The sequence below is a fragment of the Streptomyces sp. NPDC051776 genome (genome assembly GCF_040681345.1).
In the GTDB taxonomy this organism is placed as follows: domain Bacteria; phylum Actinomycetota; class Actinomycetes; order Streptomycetales; family Streptomycetaceae; genus Streptomyces.
On record NZ_JBFAYQ010000004.1, the window covers coordinates 203,815 to 224,809 of the forward strand.

Sequence of the window (20,995 nt, forward strand, 5' to 3'; positions counted from 1 at the left end):
TCTCCGTCTGCCGAACGTCCGCGGCGGAGGGGTGCCCCCTAGGCGACGTTCACACGCTGCCCCGGCGGTGCCGCCTCCAGCCACGCCAGGAAGCCCGTCAGCGCGTCCTCGCTCATCGCCAGCTCCAGATGCGTACCGCGGTGCACACAGCCGAGGATGATCGCGTCGGAGAGCAGAGCCAGTTCCTCCTCGCCCCGCGGGGTGCGGCGGGACAGCACCTCGATCGCGGAGCGCTCCAGGACTCGGCGGGGGCGCGGGGCGTACGAGAACACACGGAACCACTCGACGCGGTCACCGCTGTAGCGCGCAACACCGTAGATCCAGCCCTTGCCCCTGGGCCCGTGGGACTCCGGTCCGACGTCCGAGTCCTCCGTGACGGGCACATTCCAGCGCAGGCTGCAGTCGAATGTGCCGCCGGACCGCTGGATCAGCCTGCGCCGCAGGCCGAAGACGAACAGTCCCAGCAGCACCAGTGCGATGACCACGCAGCTGACCAGCAGTGCGAGGAACATCTTCACCGACCTCCTCGCTTGGGGGTACCACCCAGCGCCAGCTGGGCGAACCGGACCAGTATGACCTCTTGATCTACCACAGCCGCGGACCGCTCTGGTGAGTCCCAGGGCAGTCCGCGGCTGAGTGACAATCGTTCGCCGGGCGGCTCAGCGGTTGCCCGCCGTCGTCGCCGCCAGCCGGATTTCGGCGCGCCGCTCGGCGGCCGCGTCGGCTTCCGACTTCGCCCGCTCGAGCGCACGCTCGGCACGGGCGATATCGATCTCGTCCGCCAGCTCCGCGATCTCGGCAAGCACGGAGAGCTTGTTGTCGGCGAAGGAGATGAATCCTCCGTGCACCGCTGCGATGACGGTACCGCCGTCGCTGGTGCGGATGGTCACCGGGCCGGACTCCAGCACACCGAGCAGCGGCTGGTGGCCGGGCATGACCCCGATGTCACCCGATGTGGTGCGCGCAACGACCAGGGTGGCCTCGCCGGACCAGACACTGCGGTCCGCGGCGACCAGCTCGACGTGCAGCTCAGCAGCCAAAACGTGGCTCCTCGGGTCTCCACCTGCGCATAGCAGGTGTCCAGATTCAATACTGGGGTGTCAAGAATAACGGGCGTACGGGTCAGGGGTGGGGGCGGCCCACCCCTGACCCGGATCTGCCGGGGTCAGGAGACGCCCAGCTCCTTGGCCTTCGCCTTCAGGTCGTCCAGGCCACCGCACATGAAGAATGCCTGCTCGGGGAAGTGGTCGTACTCACCGTCGGCAATCGCGTTGAACGCGGCGACCGACTCGTCGAGCGAGACGTCCGATCCGTCGAGGCCGGTGAACTGCTTCGCCGCGTGGGTGTTCTGCGACAGGAAGCGCTCGATACGGCGGGCGCGGTGGACGACGAGCTTGTCCTCTTCGCCGAGCTCGTCGATACCGAGGATCGCGATGATGTCCTGGAGGTCCTTGTACTTCTGCAGGATCCCCTTGACGCGCGACGCGCAGTCGTAGTGGTCCTGCGAGATGTAGCGCGGGTCCAGGATGCGGGACACCGAGTCCAGCGGGTCCACCGCCGGGTAGATGCCCTTCTCCGAGATCGGCCGGGAGAGCACCGTCGTAGCGTCGAGGTGCGCGAAGGTGGTTGCCGGAGCCGGGTCGGTCAGGTCGTCCGCGGGAACGTAGATCGCCTGCATCGAGGTGATCGAGTGACCGCGGGTCGAGGTGATGCGCTCCTGCAGGAGGCCCATCTCGTCCGCCAGGTTCGGCTGGTAGCCCACCGCGGACGGCATGCGGCCGAGCAGGGTGGACACCTCGGAACCGGCCTGGGTGAAGCGGAAGATGTTGTCGATGAAGAACAGCACGTCCTGCTTCTGCACATCGCGGAAGTACTCCGCCATGGTCAGACCGGCCAGGGCGACGCGCAGACGGGTGCCCGGGGGCTCGTCCATCTGACCGAAGACCAGCGCGGTCTTGTCGAGAACGCCGGACTCCTCCATCTCCTGGATGAGGTCGTTGCCCTCACGCGTACGCTCACCGACACCGGCGAACACGGAAACGCCCTCGTGCAGCTTCGCCACACGCATGATCATTTCCTGGATGAGGACGGTCTTGCCGACGCCGGCGCCGCCGAACAGGCCGATCTTGCCGCCCTTGACGTACGGGGTCAGCAGGTCGACGACCTTCAGGCCGGTCTCGAACATCTCGGTCTTGGACTCGAGCTGGTCGAAGTCGGGAGCCTTGCGGTGGATCGCCCACCGGTCGGTCTCCTTGCCGTTCTCCTCCGGGACGTTCAGCACCTCACCGAGGGTGTTGAACACCTTGCCCTTGGTGAAGTCACCGACCGGCACGGTGATGCCCGCGCCGGTGTCGGTCACCGGGGCCTGACGGATCAGGCCGTCGGTCGGCTGCATCGAAATGGCACGGACCACGCCCTCGCCCAGGTGCTGGGCGACCTCGAGGGTCAGGGTCTTGGTCTTGCCCTCCTCGGTCGGGTCGATGACCTCGACGGTGAGGGCGTTGTAGATGTCCGGCATCGCGTCGACGGGGAACTCCACGTCGACGACCGGGCCGATGACCCGCGCGACGCGGCCCGCGGCCACGCCGGCGGAAGCGGTCGGCTCAACAGTGGTGGTCATAGTTGTCAGTCACTCCCCGCGGTCGCGTCGGCCAGTGCGCTCGCGCCACCGACGATCTCGCTGATTTCCTGGGTGATGTCGGCCTGGCGGGCCGCATTGGCAAGCCGCGTGAGCGACTTGATGAGCTCCTCGGCGTTGTCGGTCGCCGACTTCATCGCACGGCGGCGGGCGGCGTGCTCGGAAGCGGCCGACTGCAGCAGCGCGTTGTAGATCCGGCTCTCGACGTACCGCGGCAGCAGCGCGTCGAGGACGTCCTCGGCGGACGGCTCGAAGTCGTAGAGAGGAAGGATCTCGCCCTTCGTCTTCTCGCTCTCCTCCGGCTGCCCGTCGGCCTCGAGGCTGAGGGGCAGCAGTCGGCGGTCGATCGGTGTCTGCGTCATCATCGACACGAACTCCGTGAAGACGATATGCAGTTCGTCGACCCCGCCCTCGGCCGTCTCCTTGGTCACGGCCTCGATGAGCGGGGCCGCGACGTTCTTGGCGTCCGCGTACGAGGGGTTGTCGGTGAAGCCCGTCCACGACTCCTCGACCTTGCGGCCGCGGAAGCTGTAGTAGGCCACGCCCTTGCGCCCGACGACGTAGGTGACGACTTCCTTGCCCTCGGCGGTCAGCCGCTCGGTGAGCCGCTCACCCGCCTTGATGGCGTTGGAGGAGTAGCCGCCCGCCAGTCCGCGGTCGCTCGTGACGAGCAGGACCGCGGCCCGGGTCGGGCTGTCCACCTCGGTGGTCAGCGGGTGCTTGGTGGTGGAACCGGTGGCCACGGCGGTCACCGCACGGGTCAGCTCGCTCGCGTACGGCGTCGAGGCGGCGACCTTGCGCTGTGCCTTGACGATCCGCGACGCGGCGATCATCTCCATGGCCTTGGTGATCTTCTTGGTGGCCGTTACGGACTTGATCCGGCGCTTGTAGACCCGAAGCTGAGCACCCATGCTCAGTCCTCGCCCAGCAGCTTGCCGTCCGAGGTCTCGAACTGCTGCTTGAAGGAGGCGATGGCCTCGGCCAGGGCCTGCAGGGTGTCGTCGGACATCTTGCCGCCCTCGCGGATGGAGGTCAGCAGGCCCTTGTGCTCGCGGTGCAGGTAGTCCAGCAGCTCGCGCTCGAACCGGCGGATGTCCTGGACCGGCACGTCGTCCATCTTGCCGGTGGTGCCGGCCCAGATGGAGACGACCTGGTCCTCCGTCGAGTACGGGGCGTACTGGCCCTGCTTGAGCAGCTCGACCATGCGCTTGCCGCGCTCCAGCGAGGCCTTGGAGGCCGCGTCCAGGTCGGAGCCGAAGGCGGCGAACGCCTCGAGCTCGCGGTACTGGGCGAGGTCCACACGGAGGCGGCCGGAGACCTGGCGGATCGCCTTGTGCTGGGCCGAACCACCCACACGGGAGACGGAGATACCGACGTTCAGCGCCGGGCGCTGGCCCGCGTTGAACAGGTCGGACTCCAGGAAGCACTGGCCGTCGGTGATGGAGATGACGTTGGTCGGAATGAACGCCGAGACGTCGTTCGCCTTGGTCTCGACGATCGGCAGACCGGTCATCGACCCCTTGCCCATGTCGTCGGAGAGCTTGGCGCAGCGCTCCAGCAGGCGGGAGTGCAGGTAGAAGACGTCACCCGGGTAGGCCTCACGACCCGGGGGGCGGCGCAGCAGCAGGGAGACCGCCCGGTAGGCGTCGGCCTGCTTCGACAGGTCGTCGAAGACGATCAGCACGTGCTTGCCCTGGTACATCCAGTGCTGGCCGATGGCCGAGCCGGTGTACGGGGCGAGGTACTTGAAGCCGGCCGGGTCGGACGCCGGGGCCGCGACGATCGTCGTGTACTCCAGGGCGCCGGCCTCCTCCAGCGCGCCGCGCACGGACGCGATGGTGGAACCCTTCTGGCCGACGGCGACGTAGATGCAGCGGACCTGCTTGCTCGGGTCGCCGGAACGCCAGTTGTCGCGCTGGTTGATGATCGTGTCGACGGCCAGCGCGGTCTTGCCGGTCTGGCGGTCGCCGATGATCAGCTGACGCTGACCGCGGCCGATCGGGGTCATGGCGTCGACGGCCTTGAGGCCCGTCTCCATCGGCTCGTGCACGGACTTACGGGCCATCACGCCCGGTGCCTGCAGCTCGAGGGCGCGGCGGCTCTCGGTCTCGATCTCGCCGAGACCGTCGATGGGGTTGCCCAGGGGGTCGACGACCCGGCCCAGGTATCCCTCGCCGACGGCGACGGACAGGACCTCGCCGGTACGGCGCACCGGCTGGCCCTCCTCGATGCCGCTGAACTCGCCGAGGATGATCGCACCGATCTCGCGCTCCTCGAGGTTGAGGGCGAGGCCGAGGGTGCCGTCCTCGAACTTCAGCAGCTCGTTCGCCATGGCCGAGGGAAGACCCTCGACCTTCGCGATGCCGTCTCCGGCAACGCTGACCGTCCCGACCTCCTCGCGCGAGGCCGCGTCCGGCTTGTACGACTGGACAAAGTTCTCCAGCGCGTCCCGGATCTCCTCCGGCCGGATCGTGAGCTCCGCCATCTGGGTTCCCTGCTCTCCTTGTTGGGCCCGAAGTCTTTTGGGGGTCTGGGGGCGACCCCCAGAGGACTCTTCACGGCCCAACTCGGGCCGCTGTGAATCGTGTTGAGTTGGTGGTGGTCAGCCGGCCACCCGCCGGGCCACCTCGTGGAGGCGGTCGGCGATGGTGCCGTTGATGACCTCGTCGCCGACCTGCACCGAGATCCCGCCGACGACGCCTGGGTCCACGTCGAGATTCAGATGCATCTGCCGGCCGTACAGCTGTGCCAGGGCCGCACCGAGGCGCTGCCGCTGCCGGTCACTGAGCGGCACCGCGGAGGTGACGACCGCGACCATCCGGTTCCGGCGTTCGGCGGCGAGCTTGGAGAGGGCTTCCAGCCCTCCCTCCAGGCTACGGCCCCGCGGTCGGGTCACAAGGGTGGCCACCAGCCGGACGGTGACCGGGTTGGCCCGGCCGCCCAGCAGGGTGCGCACCAGCTCCGCCTTGGCGGAGGCCGTTGCCGCACGGTCGGTGAGCGCGGACCGCAGCTCCTGCGTCGAGGAGACGATCCGCCCGAACCGGAACAGCTCGTCCTCGACGTCGTCGAGCGTGCCCGCCCTCTGCGCCGCCACGAACTCGGCGCTCGCGGCCAGCTCCTCGACGGCGTCGACCAGGTCGCGCGACCGCGACCAGCGGGAGCGGACCATGCCGGACAACAGGTCGACGGCCTCGCCGCCGACCTGGCCGCCCAGCAGGCGCGCCACCAGCTCGGCCTTGGCCTCGCCGGCCTGCGCCGGGTCGGTGAGGACCCGACGCAGCGACACCTCGCGGTCGAGCAGCCCCGTGACGGCGACCAGGTCCGCGGCGAGCTTCTCGACGTCGACGGACGCGGTGTCCGTCAGCGCGTCGAACCGCTCGCGCGCGGCGGCCAGTGCCTCGCGGCTCGCTCCGTTCATCGCGCTGCCTCGGCCTTCTCCTCGAGCTCGTCGAGGAAGCGGTCGATCACACGGCTCTGCCGGGCCTGGTCCTCGAGGGACTCACCGACGAGCTTGCCGGCCAGTTCGGTGGCGAGGGTGCCGACGTCCTGGCGCAGCGCCGCGGCGGCCTGCTTGCGCTCGGCCTCGATCTGGCTGTGGCCGGCGGCGACGATCTCCTCGCGCTGCCGCTGACCCTCCGCGCGCATCTCGGCGATCAGCGCGGCGCCCTGCTCCTGCGCCTCCTGGCGCAGGCGCGCGGCCTCGTGCCGGGCCTCGGCGAGCTGAGCCTTGTACTGCTCGAGCGTGTCCTGGGCCTCGGCCTGAGCCGCCTCGGCCTTCTCGATCCCGCCCTCGATCGCCTCGCGGCGCTCGTCCAGAACCCTGTTGATGTTCGGGAGGAGCTTCTTGGCGAGGAAGAAGAAAACGATGGCGAAGGCAATTGCTCCGACGAGCAGCTCGGGGCCGGGCGGGACCAGGGGGTTCTGCTCTTCCTCGGCCGCCAGCTGAACCAAGTTGGCGATCACATCAATGCCTTTCGTCGAAAACGGTTCGGCGCGGGATCACTTACCGAACACGAACGGCATAACAATGCCGATCAGGGCGAGCGCCTCACAGAACGCGAAGCCCAGGATCTGGTTGGCGCGGATCAGACCGGCAGCCTCGGGCTGACGGGCGAGCGCCTGGGTGCCGTTACCGAAGATGATGCCGACGCCGACGCCGGGGCCGATGGCGGCGAGACCGTAGCCGATGGAGCCGAGCGAGCCGGTGACCTCTGCGGCGAGCTGAACAGCGGACATGCTGTCTCTTCCTTCTCTTTACGCGGACCGGTGGGGGTTGGCCACCGGACGAATATGGGCTGTGGGGCGGTTGCTCAGTGGTGCTCGGCGAGAGCGCCCTGAACGTATGAACAGGCCAGGAGGACGAAGACGTATGCCTGCACGGCCTGGACGAAGAGCTCGAAGGCGATCATGGCCATGGTCATCACGAACGAGACGCCCGCGGCCGGGATCATGTAACTGTTCAGCAGGTACCAGCTGGCGACGGTGAACATCACCAACATCAGGTGGCCCGCGAACATGTTGGCGAAGAGTCGCACCGCGTGTGTGAACGGCCGGACGACGACGTTCGAGAAGAACTCGATGACCATGACGAGCGGCAGCACCGGGCCGAGCGACTTGTCGTAGCCGGTGATGTTCTTCCAGCCGCCGATGAAGCCGTGCTTCCTGAAGGTCAGCGACATCCACAGGATGTAGACCACGGCCGCGAGAACCATCGGGTAGGCGATGATCGACGAAACCGGGAACTGGGCCAGCGGTACCACGGACCAGATGTTCATGATCCAGATGAAGAAGAACAGCGAGACCATGAGCGGGACGTACTTCTCGCCCTCGCGCTTGCCGAGCGTCTCGTAGACGATCCCGCGGCGCACGAAGTCGTAGCCGGCCTCGCCCACCATCTGCAGCTTGCCGGGTACGACCTTCGCCTTCCCGAATGCCGTCCAGAAGAAGCCGACGACGATGACCGACGCCAGCAGTGCGAGCACCATCACCTTGTCGAACTCGTAGCCGCCGACGGTGAAGAGCGGCTGGAACAGGAAGGAGTGCAGGCCGGGAGCCGGGAAGCCGCAGCCGTCGTCGGACAGGATCCGGCAGCTCCAGTCGAAGGCGAGCTGGTTCTGGTCAGCACTCACCGCGGGCTCCTTCTGCGTGGCGCATGGGTACGGCAACCTCGTTGTGTCGGCGCGGCGAGCAGCCGCGGTTCGGCACTGGACTGGTCTTGAGAACTTGGGGGCGGCTGGTCGGCGCTGAGCCGAGCGACCGGTCAGGCATCAGCGTCATGGGCTGCCGGTTCCGTCCCGTGGAACTGGGGAACTCGGCCGCCTGCGCCCGCGATGCCGCAGTTGGCATCGGACGATAGCAGGCGCGTAGGCCCATGTTTATTCCGGCCCTACCTGTCACGTCGCGGACTCCGCCGCGCGCGGACGGCTCGTCTCCGCCTGATCCGGTTCGACGTAAAGGATCTTGGCCTTCATGTGCGCCCGCGCCTGTGCGGCGATCCACACGAGCGTGGAGGCGACAAGGGTGGCGGCGAACGCCTTGGGGTTGAAGAGCGTGGTGTCCTTGAAAACGGCCACGAACACGAGCATCAGCAGGAGTTGGGCCGTGTAGAGCATCAGCCCCATGGCCTGGAAGAGGTGCGGCAGGGACTTGGCCGTCCGCTGCAGAACGGCCAGCCCCATGCCCATGAAGACGATCACCAGCAGTACACCGACGGCCGCTCCGAGCGCCCCCTTCCCGCCGCCGAGCACGGCACCGGCAACGACGGCGATCACGCCGACGGCGGCCGTGGGTACGGCAGTTCGAAGGAGCATTCGGGCGTCGTTTGACTGCATGGCGGCAACTCCGCTCGGGGTTGGGGCGAGTGTCGTCATGGACGAGCGTAGGGGCCGATCGAGGTCTCACCTCACACCGAGGAACCGTCCCGCCGACGGTGCTTCGGTGCTGGCCACCCGGTTTCGTGAACGGTATCACAAACTATTTGATGAGGTCTTTACCTAGTTGATGTGCTGCCCGTCACACATACGAGCTACCCCGCGCACCAATGAGCTGACGCGAACGCGGGTATCCCCTATGGGGTGTTATGCCGATGACAGATGGCGTCCGGCGATCACCAGTTGCGCGAGCGGGCGCCGATCGCCGTCGCGCCCGCCGGGACCCGGGTCGTCGTGGGAGTCCCGGCACTGCCCGTCCCGTTCGCGCTGCCGTTGTCGCTCGCGTGCGGCGCGGACACCCCTTCCCGCACCGGGAGTTCGGTCCCGGGGGTGTCCGCCGTATTGCGTCGGCGGCGGTAGCGGGGCGGGACGAAGGAGTCCGCCCAGCTCGGGGTGCGCGGGGTGAAGCGCGGCATCAGCAGCAGGAGCAGGCCCACCGCGCTGAGGGCGACAACGATCAGGACGATCCAGCCGTTGGCCGAGTGCACCGAGTAGCCGACCGCGCCGAAGGCGATCAGCGCCGACCAGAAGTACATGATCAGGACGGCCCGGCTGTGGGAGTGGCCGATCTCCAGCAGGCGGTGGTGGAGGTGGCCGCGGTCTGCGACGAACGGGGACTGGCCCTTCCAAGTGCGGCGGACGATCGCCAGCACCAGGTCCACCACCGGCACCATCAGTACCGTGAGAGGCAGCAGCAACGGGATGTAGACGGGCACCGTCGCGTGCACCGCCGCCCGTTCGGATCCCTTGAAGAAGAGGCTGAGCGAGTCGGGGTCCACCTGGCCCGTGATGGAGATTGCACCCGCGGCCAGCACCAGCCCGATCAGCATCGAGCCGGAGTCGCCCATGAAGATCCGCGCGGGGTGCATGTTGTGGGGCAGGAAGCCCAGGCACATGCCCATGAGGATCGCGGCGAAGACGGTGGCCGGTGCCGCGGGCTCCAGGCCGTAGCCGAACCACATGCGGTACGCGTACAGGAAGAACGCCGCGGCCGCGATGCAGACCATGCCCGAGGCGAGACCGTCCAGGCCGTCCACGAAGTTGACGGCGTTGATGGTGATCACGACGAGGGCGACGGTGAGCAGCGTGCCCTGCATGGACGTGAGTGCGACGGATCCCACACCGGGGACCGGGATCCACAGGATCGTCAGACCCTGCATGACCATGACGCCCGCGGCGATCATCTGGCCGCCCAGCTTCACCAGGGCGTCCACGCCCCACTTGTCGTCGAGCACGCCGAGCAGCCAGATCAGCGCGGCACCGGAGAGGAGCGCGCGCGGTTCGTTGGAAACCTCGAAGACCTTGCCGACGTTGGGGAGGTGCGCCGCGACGAGCAGTCCCGCGCACAGGCCGCCGAACATCGCGATCCCGCCGAGCCGCGGGGTCGGCTCGCGGTGCACGTCACGGGCGCGGATCTCCGGCATGGCCCCGATCGCGATGGCGAATTTCCGCACCGGCCCGGTCAGCAGGTATGTCACCGCTGCCGTGACGCACAGCGTCAGCAGATATTCACGCACCGATTCCCCAGACGTCTCGAGGTCCTACCAGGCCACACCCTAGGCCAGGGGTGGGACGCGCGCAGGCAAGCCCTGGATGGCTGCTCAGAGGGTAGCCCTGGCCGCACCGCATGTCAGGCCGTGATCCTCCGCTTCTCAGAATGCCCGTAAGCCGGGCCCGAACGGGTCCGTACCGGCCCTTCCGTGACCGACTTCATGACGAACGGCAGCCGCTCCGGGACAAGTTCACAGGCTCGGGACAGTTTCACCCGGCTCAGCAGCGCTCCTCCGCCCCGACCGGGATCTCGTGGAGCCGCGGGCTGGGGTGCCGTGGCCGACTCCACTCGCGCGGGTAGCCGACGGAGACCTCCTCGAAGCGCACGCCGTCGTGCCAGGTCGTCCGCGGGATGTGGAGATGGCCGTAGACGACCGCCGCGGCACGGAAGCGGACGTGCCAGTCCGCGGTGCGCACCGTTCCGCACCACTGAGCGAACTCCGGGTAGCGCAGGACCCGGGTCGGCTCGCGCACCAGCGGGTAGTGGTTGACCAGGACGGTCGGCAGGTCCGGGTCGCAGTCCCCGAGCCGCGCCTCGGTCTCCGCGACCCGTGCCTCGCACCAGGCGTCCCGGCTGGGGTACGGGTCGGGGTGCAGCAGGAACTCGTCCGTGCACACCACGCCCGCCTTCTCCGCCTGGGCGAGCGACTCCTCCTTGGTGGCGGCGGTCTCGGTCCGGAAGGTGTAGTCGTAGCCCACGAACAGCGGCGCGACGACCGCCGGCCCGCCCGGCCCCTCCCACACCGCGTACGGGTCCTCGGGCGTCAGCACACCGAGTCCGCGGCATACGTCCACGAGGTGGCGGTATCGCGCCTCTCCGCGGAGCTGGACCGGGTCGGCCCGGTGGGTCCACAGCTCGTGGTTGCCCGGCGTCCAGACGACGGTGGCGAAGCGGTCCTTCAGGACCCCCAGGGCCCACGAGATGTCCTCCGCCTTCTCGGCGACGTCGCCGGCCACGAGGAGCCAGTCGTCCGGGGACTCCGGGCGCAGGCCCTCGACGAGGGCGCGGTTCTCCGGATACGCGATGTGCAGGTCGCTGATGGCGAGCAGCCGCCCAGGGCCCATGGTCACCGCCTCCCGGCGGACGCGCAGGCGGGGCCGGCGCCCCTGGACGGGGCCGAACGCGCCCCGTGGGGGCGGGACTTGCAGCAAACCGCTGGTGCTGGCAACGAGGACTCCGAGCGCTCACCGACGTAGGGCACGATCCGGCGTCCCGGTCGAACCGGTACGGCCTCTCCCACCCTCTCGCAGCGGCCCCCGGAATTCCGCGGGATGCGGCGGTGGCACGCCGTCCACCCCGTGAGTTCACTCACATCCCGAACGCCACCGGCGTCACGGACCTCACTCCTCCGCCGGGTACGGCGGGAACGCCTCGGCGAGTTCCGCGGCCTGCGCGCCCGTCCCCGGGTCGTCCCGCAGCGCCGCCCCCAGAAGGTTCGCGATCCGCCGCATCTCTTCCTCCCCCATCCCCTGCGTGGTGACTGCCGCCGTCCCGAGGCGGATGCCCGTCGCCGGAGCGGGCGGCGGGGCTCCCTGGGGCAGGCAGCAGGAGTCCAGGACCATACGGGCGGCGGCGCAGCGGCCCCGCGCGGTGCGCCCGTCGAGGCCCAGTGGGGCCACATCGGCGGTGATCAGATGGGTGTCGGTGCCGCCGGTGGTGACGGCGAGGCCCTCGGCGGCGACGGCTTCGGCGAGCGCCGTTGCGTTGGCGACGACCTGCCGTGCGTACGTGGCGAAGGCCGGGGTCGCCGCCTCCCCGAAGGCGACGGCCTTGGCGGCGATCGTGTGCATCTGGGCGCCGCCCTGGGTGAAGGGGAAGACGGCCCGGTCGATCCGTTCGGCCAGGTCCGCGCCGCAAAGGATGAGCCCGCCGCGGGGTCCGCGCAGCACCTTGTGCGTGGTCGCGCACACCACGTCGGCGTACGGCACGGGGTTCGGTGCCACACCTCCGGCGACAAGCCCCATCGGATGGGCCGCGTCGGCGATCAGATAGGCGCCCACGTCGTCCGCGATGGAGCGGAAGGCGGCGTAGTCGGGGTGCCGGGGGTAGGAGATGGATCCGCAGACGATGGCCTTGGGGTGGTGCTTGCGGGCCAGGCGGCGGACCCGCTCGTAGTCGATCAGTCCTGTCTCCGGGTGGACGCCGTAGCCGACGAAGTCGAACCAGCGGCCGGAGAAGTTCGCCGGGGAGCCGTGGGTGAGGTGGCCGCCGTGCGGCAGAGCCATGGCCAGCACCGTGTCACCGGGCCTGAGCAGCGCCGCGTAGGCGGCCAGGACGGCCGAGGAGCCGGAGTGCGGCTGGACGTTGGCGTGCTGGGCACCGAAGAGCGTGGTGGCCCGCTCGGCGGCGAGCCGCTCGGCGAGGTCGACCAGTTCGCAGCCGCCGTGGTGGCGGTGGCCGGGATAGCCCTCGGCGTACTTGTTGGCAAGCGGCGAGCCGAGCGCGGCGAGCACGGCGGGCGAGGTGAAGTTCTCTGCGGCGATGAGCTGCAGCCCCGCCGACTGCCGCTCCAGTTCGGCGAGCACCAGACCGGCGAGTTCGGGGTCCTGGCGGCGCAGCATCCCGAAGTCCGGGCCCCAGCGGGCGTCCGCAGCGAACGCGCCGTCCGCTCCGCGGTCGGCTCCGGCTGCTTCCGTCTGCGCGCCGGTGGCGGGGTGTTCGGCACGGGCGCCGGGCTGCGCCCCCTGGCTGCCTGATGTGGTGACCGGCATGGCGTGCTCCGGGCCTCGGGTTGGTGCACTGCCAGGGAGGAGTGCACCGGGCGTCGAGACCCAATGTAGGGCCGGGAGGCCGGGGCCGCGCGGTGTGTGCGGCTATCCGTTCCCGGCCGGGGGGCAGGTGGTCGCCGGCACGCCGGTCAGCGCCGTGACGACCGGGTCGAGCGCCTGGTGGATCTCGTCGCCGATGCTGCGGAAGAAGGTGATCGGAGCGCCGTACGGGTCGTACACCTCGTCGGCGTCCGGGCTCGGCGCGAGCAGCCAGCCGCGCAGGGCGGCCGCCGCCTGGACCAGGGCGCGGGCCCGGCCCACGACGGAGCCGGAGGGCGCGGGGTCGGGCAGCGTCGCGAGGTCTATCGCCCGTACGAGCCGGGTGAACTCCTTGAGGGTGAAGGTGCGCAGCCCCGCCGAGTGCCCCATGGAGATCACCTGCGCCCGGTGGTCGCGTGTCGCGGTGAGGACGAGATCGGCGCGGATGACGTGTTCGTCGAGCAGCTCGCGGCCGGTGAACCCGGACGGATCGGCGCCGAAGTCGGTCAGTACGGTGGCGGCGTGGGCCTCCATCGGGGCGCCCTCGTGTCCCCAGGTGCCCGCGCTCTCCACGATGAGCCCACCGGTCACCGCGCCCTCTCCCCCGCGCTGCGCCGGCGGCACCCCGGCGGCGCGGGGGCGGCTCCCGAGCCGGTGCGCCAGGGCATGCCGCGTCAGCCGCTCGGTGATCGGCGAGCGGCACACGTTGCCGGTGCTGACGTGGAGGATGCGGAAGGTGTCGTCCGTGCCGGAGACCGCTATGCCACGCCCCTCAGGGGCCGTCAATTGGCCACCTCGAGGTCGGGTACGACCTCCCGGAGCTGCTCGGCGCTGAGCGCGCCCGCGCGAAGCAGCACCGGCGCCTTGCCCGTCACGTCCACGATGGAGGACGGTACGGCGGCCGGGGTCGGGCCGCCGTCGAGGTAGACGGAGACGGAGTCGCCGAGCATCTCCTGGGCGGCGTCGCAGTCCTGGGGTGAGGGGTGTCCCGTGAGGTTGGCGCTGGAGACCGCCATCGGGCCGACCTCGTTCAGCAGCTCGATGGCGACCGGGTGCAGCGGCATCCGCACCGCGACCGTCCCGCGCGTCTCGCCCAGGTCCCACTGCAGCGACGGCTGGTGGCGCGCGACGAGGGTCAGGGCGCCGGGCCAGAAGGCGTCGACGAGTTCCCAGGCCTGCTCGGAGAAGTCGGTGACCAGTCCGTGGAGGGTGTTCGGGGAGCCGACGAGGACGGGCGAGGGCATGTTGCGGCCGCGGCCCTTCGCCTCCAGCAGATCGCCGACGGCCTCGGAGCTGAAGGCGTCCGCCCCGATCCCGTAGACGGTGTCGGTGGGCAGCACGACCAGCTCGCCGCGGCGGACGGCGGAGGCGGCTTCGCGCAGACCGGCGATGCGGTCGGTCGCGTCGGTGCAGTCGTAGCGCCGTGCCATCTAACGGGCCTCTCTGTTCCGGGACTTGGGGCGTGGGGGCGGTCCGGCGGGCGCTGTCATGGTGTGGCCCGGCGGGCCGTGGCGAACCGCGGTCGGTTGTTCAGGTCGGGATGGTCCGCGGCATCGGCCCAGCCCCGTTCCTCGGTGAAGATCCACGGCACTTGGCCGCCCTGGGTGTCGGCGTGCTCGATGACGACGACACCCCCCGGGCGCAGCAGCCGGTGAGCGGTGCGCTCGATGCCGCGGATGGTGTCCAGCCCGTCCTCTCCCGAGAAGAGGGCGAGCTGGGGGTCGTGGTCACGGGCCTCGGGGGCGACGTACTCCCACTCGGTGAGCGGGATGTACGGCGGGTTGGAGATCACCAGGTCGACCTGGCCGTCCAGTTCGGGGAAGGCCGTGAGCGCGTCGCCGTGCCGGAGCTGGACGCGGGAGCCCTCGACATTCTTGCGGGCCCACTGCAGGGCGCCCTCGTCGAGTTCGACAGCGTGAACACGCGAGCGGGGCACTTCCTGGGCCAGCGCCAGCGCGATGGCGCCGGAGCCGGTGCACAGGTCGACGATCAGGGGCTCGACGACGTCCATGGCCCGAACGGCGTCTATGGCCCAGCCGACCACGGACTCGGTCTCGGGGCGCGGCACGAAGACGCCGGGGCCCACCTGGAGTTCGAGGTAGCGGAAGAATGCGCGGCCGGTGATGTGCTGGAGGGGCTCGCGGGCCTCGCGCCGGGCAACGGCCTCCCAGTAGCGGGCGTCGAAGTCGGCGTCCGCGACCGCATGCAGCTCGCCCCGCTTGACGCCGTGGACGAACGCGGCGAGCTCCTCCGCGTCGAAGCGCGGCGAGGGAACGCCGGCGTCGGCCAACCGCTGGGTGGCCTGGGCCACCTCGGCGAGCAGCACGTTCACGTCAATCCTCCAGCGGGGTTCGTCACGGAGCCCGTTACTGCGCGGCCGCCAGCTTCGCGGCGGAGTCGGCGTCGACGCACGCCTGGATCACCGGATCCAGCTCGCCGTCGAGCACTTGGTCCAAGTTGTACGCCTTGAAGCCGACCCGGTGGTCGGAGATGCGGTTCTCCGGGAAGTTGTACGTCCGGATGCGCTCGGAGCGGTCGACGGTGCGGACCTGACTGCGCCGGGCGTCCGACGCCTCCTTCTCGGCCTCCTCCTGGGCCGCGGCGAGCAGCCGGGCGCGCAGGATGCGCAGTGCCTGCTCCTTGTTCTGGAGCTGGCTCTTCTCGTTCTGGCAGGAGACGACGATGCCGGTGGGGAGGTGGGTGATGCGGACGGCGGAGTCGGTGGTGTTGACCGACTGCCCGCCGGGGCCGGAGGAGCGGTAGACGTCGATCCGCAGGTCGTTCGCGTTGATCTCGACGTCGACGTCCTCGGCCTCCGGCAGGACGAGGACCCCGGCCGCCGAGGTGTGGATACGGCCCTGGGACTCGGTGGCGGGCACGCGCTGCACGCGGTGCACCCCGCCCTCGTACTTCAGCCGGGCCCAGACGCCCTGGCCCGGCTCGGCGGGGGCGCCGCCCTTGGTCTTCACCGCGACCTGGACGTCCTTGTACCCGCCGAGGTCGGACTCGTTGGTCTCGATGATCTCGGTCTTCCAGTTGCTGCGCTCGGCGTAGCGGAGATACATGCGCAGCAGGTCGCCGGCGAACAGGGCGGACTCGTCGCCTCCTTCGCCGGCCTTGATCTCGAGGATGACGTCCTTGTCGTCGCTGGGGTCGCGCGGGACGAGCAGCAACCGCAGCTTCTCCGTGAGTTCCTCGCGGTGTTTCTCCAGCTCCTTGACCTCGGCCGCGAAGTCCGGGTCGTCGGCGCCGAGTTCACGGGCGGTCTCGATGTCGTCCCCGGCCTGCTTCCAGTCGCGGTAGGCGGAGATGATCGGGGTGAGTTCCGCGTACCGCTTGTGGAGCTTCCGGGCAGTGCCCTGGTCCGCGTGGACCGCCGGATCGGCGAGCCGCTTCTCGAGGTCGGCGTGCTCACCGATCAGTTCCTCGACCGCCTCGAACATCGTTTTTCCTTTGCGTAAAGAAGGGTCCGGCCATCGCAAAAGCGCCGGTCCGGCCGCCCGGGCAGGGCGGCCGAGGACCGGCGCTATGGGGTCGCTACTTCTTCGCGGACCCGACGTTCTTGCCGAAGCGAGCCTCGAAGCGGGCCACACGGCCACCGGTGTCGAGGATCTTCTGCTTGCCCGTGTAGAACGGGTGGCACGCGGAGCAGATGTCGGCGCGGATGGAGCCGCCGGTGACGGTGCTGCGCGTGGTGAACGAGGCTCCGCAGGTGCAGCTCACCTGGGTCTCGACGTACTCGGGGTGGATGTCGCGCTTCAAGGGTTCTCCTAGGTTCGGGAGGGCTCCGGGTCGCAGCGGGCGGGCTGCCCGTGCGTGAACCGGGGCCGACGTACCAGTCTGCCAGGACCGGTCGTGTCCGCCAAAACCGGGGTACGTGCCCCGGTATTCCCGGGGCACCCATGAAACCCGCCCGGGGCCCGTACGGAGCCGGCCGGGGCCGCCCCTCGCGCCCCGGAGAGCCGCGTCACGATCCCTTGACGACACCCTCGGTGTCCGCCATGTCGCTGACCGTTCCCTTGGTCGCGGACGCCGGTATCGGTTTGTCCGCGCGCAGCGCCGCCCACACCGCATCGGCCTGCCCGGTCATCGGTATGACGCGGTTCGGGTCTTCCTTGTCGTACGCGACGGGCAGCGTCACCATCTTCGCGTTCTTGGCGTCGATGCCCTTGAGGCCCTTGCCGAAGTCGAGGAGTTTGTTGACGGAGGCGAGCTCGGAGTCGGTGGTGACGGTGCGTGTCGCGGTGTCCGCCAGTCCGTAGAGCTTGCCGGGGCTGCCGAACAGGTCGACTTCCCTGACCTGGGTGATCAGGGCCTTGATGAAGGCCTGCTGGAGCTTGATCCGGCCGAGGTCGCTGCCGTCGCCCACCGCGTGGCGGGTGCGGACGAGGCCGAGTGCCTGCTCGCCGTTCAGCTTGTGCGTGCCGGGCCGCAGGTCGAGGTGGCTCTCCTTGTCCTTGATGGCCTGGCTCGTGGTGACCGGCACCCCGCCGAGCCCGTTGATGATCTTCTTGAAGCCGGAGAAGTCGACCTCGAGGTAGTGGTCCATGCGGATGCCGGACATCTTCTCGACGGTCTTGACCGCACAGGCCGGGCCTCCGACCTGGTACGACTCATTGAACATCGCATGCTTCGCGGCCGGGGCCGTGCCCTTGCCCTTGGTCTTCTTGCACTCCGGGCGGCTGACGATGGTGTCGCGCGGGATGCTGACGACACTGGCCTTTTTGTGGCCCTTGTGGACATGCAGGATCATCGCGGTGTCGGAGCGGGAGGTGCCGTCGTCCGTGCCGTACTTCCCGTTGGCGCCCTTACGGCTGTCCGAGCCCATCACCAGGATGTCCATCGAGCCGTCGTCGACGTTCCGCGGGCGGTCGGTGCCCAGGGCGGCGTTGATGTCGATGCCCTTGAGGTTGCCGTCGAGCTGGACGTAGACGAAGCCGAGGGCGCCACCGGCGGCCAGCGTCAGGCCCACGGCGGACCAGGCCGCGACGGTGACGGCCCTGCGGCCGCGACCGGGCGGCTTGCGACGGCGCCCGGTGGCGCGTATGCCACCGGGCCGTGATCCCTTTGCGCTGCCCTCTTCCGCCATGTGCTCCTCAGTCCTCGCTGGTCTTCTCCGGGTTCCCCCGCCGACCCGACCGACACAGCTCTGTACGTAGTCGGCCAAGTGCGGAATGTCGTCACCTGTCAGGACGACGGCTCCCGGAGCGGGGTTCAGGCGAGCACGGCATCCGCTGGGCGCCTCGTGCCCGGAATCCGGGGGAGCGCGCTCGACATCAGCCCTGAAAAGCGGCTCTCACCTGCGGATTCATCCGAAGCTGCAATCTCGGTCACAGCCGTTGTCGATCTTGATGCGTGTGGCATGAATCTCCGTCGGCACCGTGGCGGGCCCTTCGATCCGGATACAGCACGATTTCGACCGAATGCTCTGTGTAGTCGGTCGCTTGCCGGCCATGCCGGCCAGGGACCGCAGAGGCATGGCAGCCCACCTCGTCGGACACCACCTCGAGCCCGGCCGCATGTCGCCTTGATCCCGGACGCATGTCGCCTTGATCCCGGCCTCATGTCGTCCGCCAACGGCGCAGTCCGGCCGTTCCCAGCGCACGCCGAAGGTGCCCGCAAGCCCTTCGGGCATACGCGCTCCAGGAAACGGGCATGGGCGCGTGACGGGCATCACAGAGCAGCGCGTAAGCCTGAACATCCGCACGCGCTCGCAGCACGAAAAGCGGCTCTCCGCGCCCTCGTTGAGGTGTCCCGCAACTGCCGAAGGGCCCCCTCGTCACCGGCTACGGTGCGGTGACGAGGGGGCCCTGTCGGTTACGGCGCGGTGCCGCGGGTCCGGAGTATCAGTCGCCGTTCGGCGTCGGCGTCGTCTTCTGGATCTGCAGCAGGAACTCGGCGTTGGACTTGGTCTGCTTCATCTTGTCCAGCAACAGCTCGATGGCCTGCTGCGAGTCGAGCGCGTGCAGCACCCGGCGGAGCTTCCAGACCACACCCAGCTCTTCGCCTCCGAGGAGGATCTCCTCCTTGCGGGTGCCGGAGGCGTCCACGTCCACGGCCGGGAAGATGCGCTTGTCGGCGAGCTTCCGGTCGAGCTTGAGCTCCATGTTGCCGGTGCCCTTGAACTCCTCGAAGATCACCTCGTCCATGCGCGAGCCGGTCTCGACGAGCGCGGTGGCCAGGATGGTCAGCGAACCACCGTCCTCGATGTTCCGCGCCGCACCGAAGAAGCGCTTCGGCGGGTAGAGCGCGGTCGAGTCGACACCACCGGAGAGGATGCGTCCGGAGGCGGGCGCCGCGAGGTTGTACGCGCGGCCAAGGCGGGTGATGGAGTCCAGCAGCACGACCACGTCGTGGCCGAGCTCCACCAGGCGCTTGGCCCGCTCGATGGCGAGCTCGGCGACGGTGGTGTGGTCCTCGGCCGGACGGTCGAAGGTCGAGGAGATGACCTCGCCCTTCACCGACCGCTGCATGTCGGTGACCTCCTCCGGCCGCTCGTCGACGAGGACGACCATGAGGTGGCACTCGGGGTTGTTGTGCGTGATCGCGTTGGCGATCGACTGCATGATCATGGTCTTGCCGGCCTTGGGCGGCGAGACGATCAGACCACGCTGGCCCTTGCCGATCGGCGCGACCATGTCGATGATCCGCGTGGTCAGCGCGCCCGGCTCGTTCTCCAGACGCAGCCGCTCCTGCGGGTACAGCGGGGTCAGCTTGTTGAACTCCGGGCGCCCACGGCCGGTTTCGGGCGCCATGCCGTTGACCGAGTCCAGGCGGACCAGCGCGTTGAACTTCTCGCGGCGCTCGCCCTCCTTGGGCTGGCGGACCGCGCCGGTGACGTGGTCGCCCTTGCGCAGGCCATTCTTACGGACCTGGGCCAGCGACACGTACACGTCGTTGGGGCCCGGAAGGTAGCCGGACGTCCGAATAAAGGCGTAGTTGTCAAGAATGTCCAGAATGCCGGCAACGGGAATCAGGACGTCGTCCTCGGCGAGCTGCGGCTCGCCGCCGAACTCGTCGCGGCCGCGACGGCCCCTGCGGTCGCGGTAGCGGCCGCGCCGTCCGCGCCGCCCGCCCTCGAACTCGTCGTCGTCCTGGCCGCGGTTGTCGCGCTGCTGGCGGTTGCCGCCGCCACCCCCCTGGCCGTCGTCGCCGCCCTTGCCGCGACGGCCGCGCTCGCGGCGGTCGCCCTTCTGGCCCTGGCCGCCGCCCTGGCCCTGGCCGCCCTGACCGCGGTCCTGACGGTCGCCGCCGCCCTTGCCACGGCCCTCGGCCGTGTCCACGGCGGCCTCGGACTTGGTGTCGGTCTTGGTGTCGGTCCTGGTCTCGACCTTGGTGTCGGTCCCCGCCTCGGCAGTGTCCGGGCTGCCGGCCTGCGCTGTGGCGCGACGGCGGCGGCGTTCACCGGCCGGCTGCTCGTCGCTCGCCGGCTGGCCGGGGATCTCGATCTGCTGCTGCGACGCAGCCTTCCCGTCGGGGGCGTCCGCGGGGGCCTCGGCCTGGGCGTCACCCGTACGGGCCCGGGAGGTGGCACGGCGCTTCGGCTTGGTCTCGGTCTCGGCAGCGGGAGCGTCGGCTCCCTTTGCGGGGGCTCCGCCCCCGGCCTGCTTCTCCTTGATGACCTCGATGAGCTGGCTCTTGCGCATCCGCGCGGTGCCCTTGATGCCGAGGCTTGAGGCGACCTGCTGGAGCTCGGCCAGCACCATGCCCTCGAGTCCGGTGCCGGAGCGGCGTCGCCGCGAGGTCGTACCAGTGGCAGCACCGGCGGCAGGCGCGGCAGCGTCCGTGGCGGGCGCGGAGGCAGCGCCGACCGTGTTGTCGGCAGTCACGCCCATCAGATCGGTGGTGTCGCTCACGAAGGGTCCTTCCCTGGAGCGGGCGTCGGCCTGTCTGGCTCGGCGACCGGTTGTGCTGTCCGGCTTGCGGTCCTGGTGTGCGGACCGGGCCGGGGCGGTGGTCCGCCAGTACGGCGGAGAGAACAATTGATGACTCCGGCGCTCTTCGCGCCGGTTTCCGGAGCGTGCTCGAAATCTGCTCAGGCAGGCTGCTCAGGCAGTTTGGGAGGCTCCCGGAAGAAGGTCGTCCCGACAGGGGGACATGGAGCACCGCACCGTGGAGGTGTCGGGTG

The 20,995-nt window shown here is 69.6% G+C and carries 20 protein-coding genes; all 20 read right to left on the reverse strand.

Features of this window, described 5'->3' with window-relative positions; translation table 11 throughout:
• Positions 1-38 precede the first annotated feature (38 nt).
• The gene (locus AB0M26_RS05710; RefSeq protein WP_365254997.1) at positions 39-512 is read right to left on the reverse strand and encodes a DUF2550 domain-containing protein; all 474 of its coding nucleotides are present in this window, start codon (positions 510-512) and stop codon (positions 39-41) included.
• Positions 513-659: 147 nt separating this feature from the next.
• Positions 660-1,040, reverse strand: a complete 381-nt coding sequence (locus tag AB0M26_RS05715; RefSeq protein ID WP_365255000.1) for a F0F1 ATP synthase subunit epsilon — start codon at positions 1,038-1,040, stop codon at positions 660-662.
• 125 nt (positions 1,041-1,165) lie between these two features.
• Positions 1,166-2,620 (reverse strand): F0F1 ATP synthase subunit beta, encoded by a 1,455-nt coding sequence (gene atpD / locus AB0M26_RS05720; RefSeq protein WP_365255003.1) that lies wholly within the window; start codon positions 2,618-2,620, stop codon positions 1,166-1,168.
• A 5-nt stretch (positions 2,621-2,625) separates the two neighbouring features.
• Positions 2,626-3,549, reverse strand: coding sequence for a F0F1 ATP synthase subunit gamma (locus AB0M26_RS05725; protein WP_365255005.1), 924 nt, complete (start codon positions 3,547-3,549; stop codon positions 2,626-2,628).
• 2 nt (positions 3,550-3,551) lie between these two features.
• Positions 3,552-5,123 carry a F0F1 ATP synthase subunit alpha gene (gene atpA / locus AB0M26_RS05730; RefSeq protein WP_365255008.1) on the reverse strand — a complete coding sequence of 524 codons (1,572 nt, stop codon included), beginning with the start codon at positions 5,121-5,123 and terminating at the stop codon, positions 3,552-3,554.
• Between the two features lie 117 nt (positions 5,124-5,240).
• Positions 5,241-6,056: a F0F1 ATP synthase subunit delta gene (locus tag AB0M26_RS05735; protein WP_365255011.1), complete on the reverse strand. Its 816-nt coding sequence runs from the start codon at positions 6,054-6,056 to the stop codon at positions 5,241-5,243.
• Positions 6,053-6,601, reverse strand: a complete 549-nt coding sequence (locus tag AB0M26_RS05740) for a F0F1 ATP synthase subunit B (RefSeq protein ID WP_365255014.1) — start codon at positions 6,599-6,601, stop codon at positions 6,053-6,055. The genes AB0M26_RS05735 and AB0M26_RS05740 overlap by 4 nt, the downstream gene beginning before the upstream one ends.
• A gap of 36 nt (positions 6,602-6,637) precedes the next feature.
• Complete coding sequence (locus AB0M26_RS05745) at positions 6,638-6,874, reverse strand: F0F1 ATP synthase subunit C (protein WP_365255017.1); 237 nt, start codon at positions 6,872-6,874, stop codon at positions 6,638-6,640.
• Between the two features lie 74 nt (positions 6,875-6,948).
• The gene (atpB, locus tag AB0M26_RS05750; RefSeq protein WP_365255264.1) at positions 6,949-7,719 is read right to left on the reverse strand and encodes a F0F1 ATP synthase subunit A; all 771 of its coding nucleotides are present in this window, start codon (positions 7,717-7,719) and stop codon (positions 6,949-6,951) included.
• A gap of 312 nt (positions 7,720-8,031) precedes the next feature.
• Positions 8,032-8,469, reverse strand: a complete 438-nt coding sequence (locus AB0M26_RS05755; protein WP_365255020.1) for a hypothetical protein — start codon at positions 8,467-8,469, stop codon at positions 8,032-8,034.
• Positions 8,470-8,744: 275 nt separating this feature from the next.
• On the reverse strand, positions 8,745-10,085 hold the full coding sequence (locus tag AB0M26_RS05760; RefSeq protein WP_365255023.1) for an MraY family glycosyltransferase: 1,341 nt from the start codon (positions 10,083-10,085) through the stop codon (positions 8,745-8,747).
• Between the two features lie 253 nt (positions 10,086-10,338).
• Entirely contained in the window at positions 10,339-11,184 is an 846-nt protein-coding gene (locus AB0M26_RS05765) for a metallophosphoesterase (protein ID WP_365255026.1), read from the reverse strand.
• A gap of 276 nt (positions 11,185-11,460) precedes the next feature.
• Complete coding sequence (gene glyA, locus AB0M26_RS05770) at positions 11,461-12,681, reverse strand: serine hydroxymethyltransferase (protein ID WP_365255267.1); 1,221 nt, start codon at positions 12,679-12,681, stop codon at positions 11,461-11,463.
• A gap of 252 nt (positions 12,682-12,933) precedes the next feature.
• Positions 12,934-13,653, reverse strand: a complete 720-nt coding sequence (locus tag AB0M26_RS05775; RefSeq protein ID WP_365255029.1) for a protein-tyrosine-phosphatase — start codon at positions 13,651-13,653, stop codon at positions 12,934-12,936.
• The gene (locus AB0M26_RS05780) at positions 13,650-14,297 is read right to left on the reverse strand and encodes an L-threonylcarbamoyladenylate synthase (RefSeq protein ID WP_365255032.1); all 648 of its coding nucleotides are present in this window, start codon (positions 14,295-14,297) and stop codon (positions 13,650-13,652) included. The genes AB0M26_RS05775 and AB0M26_RS05780 overlap by 4 nt, the downstream gene beginning before the upstream one ends.
• Positions 14,298-14,353: 56 nt before the next feature.
• A complete protein-coding gene (prmC, locus tag AB0M26_RS05785; RefSeq protein WP_365255035.1) occupies positions 14,354-15,199 on the reverse strand; it encodes a peptide chain release factor N(5)-glutamine methyltransferase in 846 nt (281 codons plus the stop codon).
• A gap of 34 nt (positions 15,200-15,233) precedes the next feature.
• Positions 15,234-16,310 carry a peptide chain release factor 1 gene (prfA, locus tag AB0M26_RS05790; RefSeq protein WP_365255038.1) on the reverse strand — a complete coding sequence of 359 codons (1,077 nt, stop codon included), beginning with the start codon at positions 16,308-16,310 and terminating at the stop codon, positions 15,234-15,236.
• A 94-nt stretch (positions 16,311-16,404) separates the two neighbouring features.
• Entirely contained in the window at positions 16,405-16,629 is a 225-nt protein-coding gene (gene rpmE, locus AB0M26_RS05795) for a 50S ribosomal protein L31 (protein ID WP_365255040.1), read from the reverse strand.
• A 205-nt stretch (positions 16,630-16,834) separates the two neighbouring features.
• On the reverse strand, positions 16,835-17,956 hold the full coding sequence (locus tag AB0M26_RS05800; RefSeq protein WP_365255043.1) for an LCP family protein: 1,122 nt from the start codon (positions 17,954-17,956) through the stop codon (positions 16,835-16,837).
• A 757-nt stretch (positions 17,957-18,713) separates the two neighbouring features.
• Positions 18,714-20,723: a transcription termination factor Rho gene (gene rho / locus AB0M26_RS05805; RefSeq protein WP_365255046.1), complete on the reverse strand. Its 2,010-nt coding sequence runs from the start codon at positions 20,721-20,723 to the stop codon at positions 18,714-18,716.
• Between the last annotated feature and the right edge of the window lie 272 nt (positions 20,724-20,995).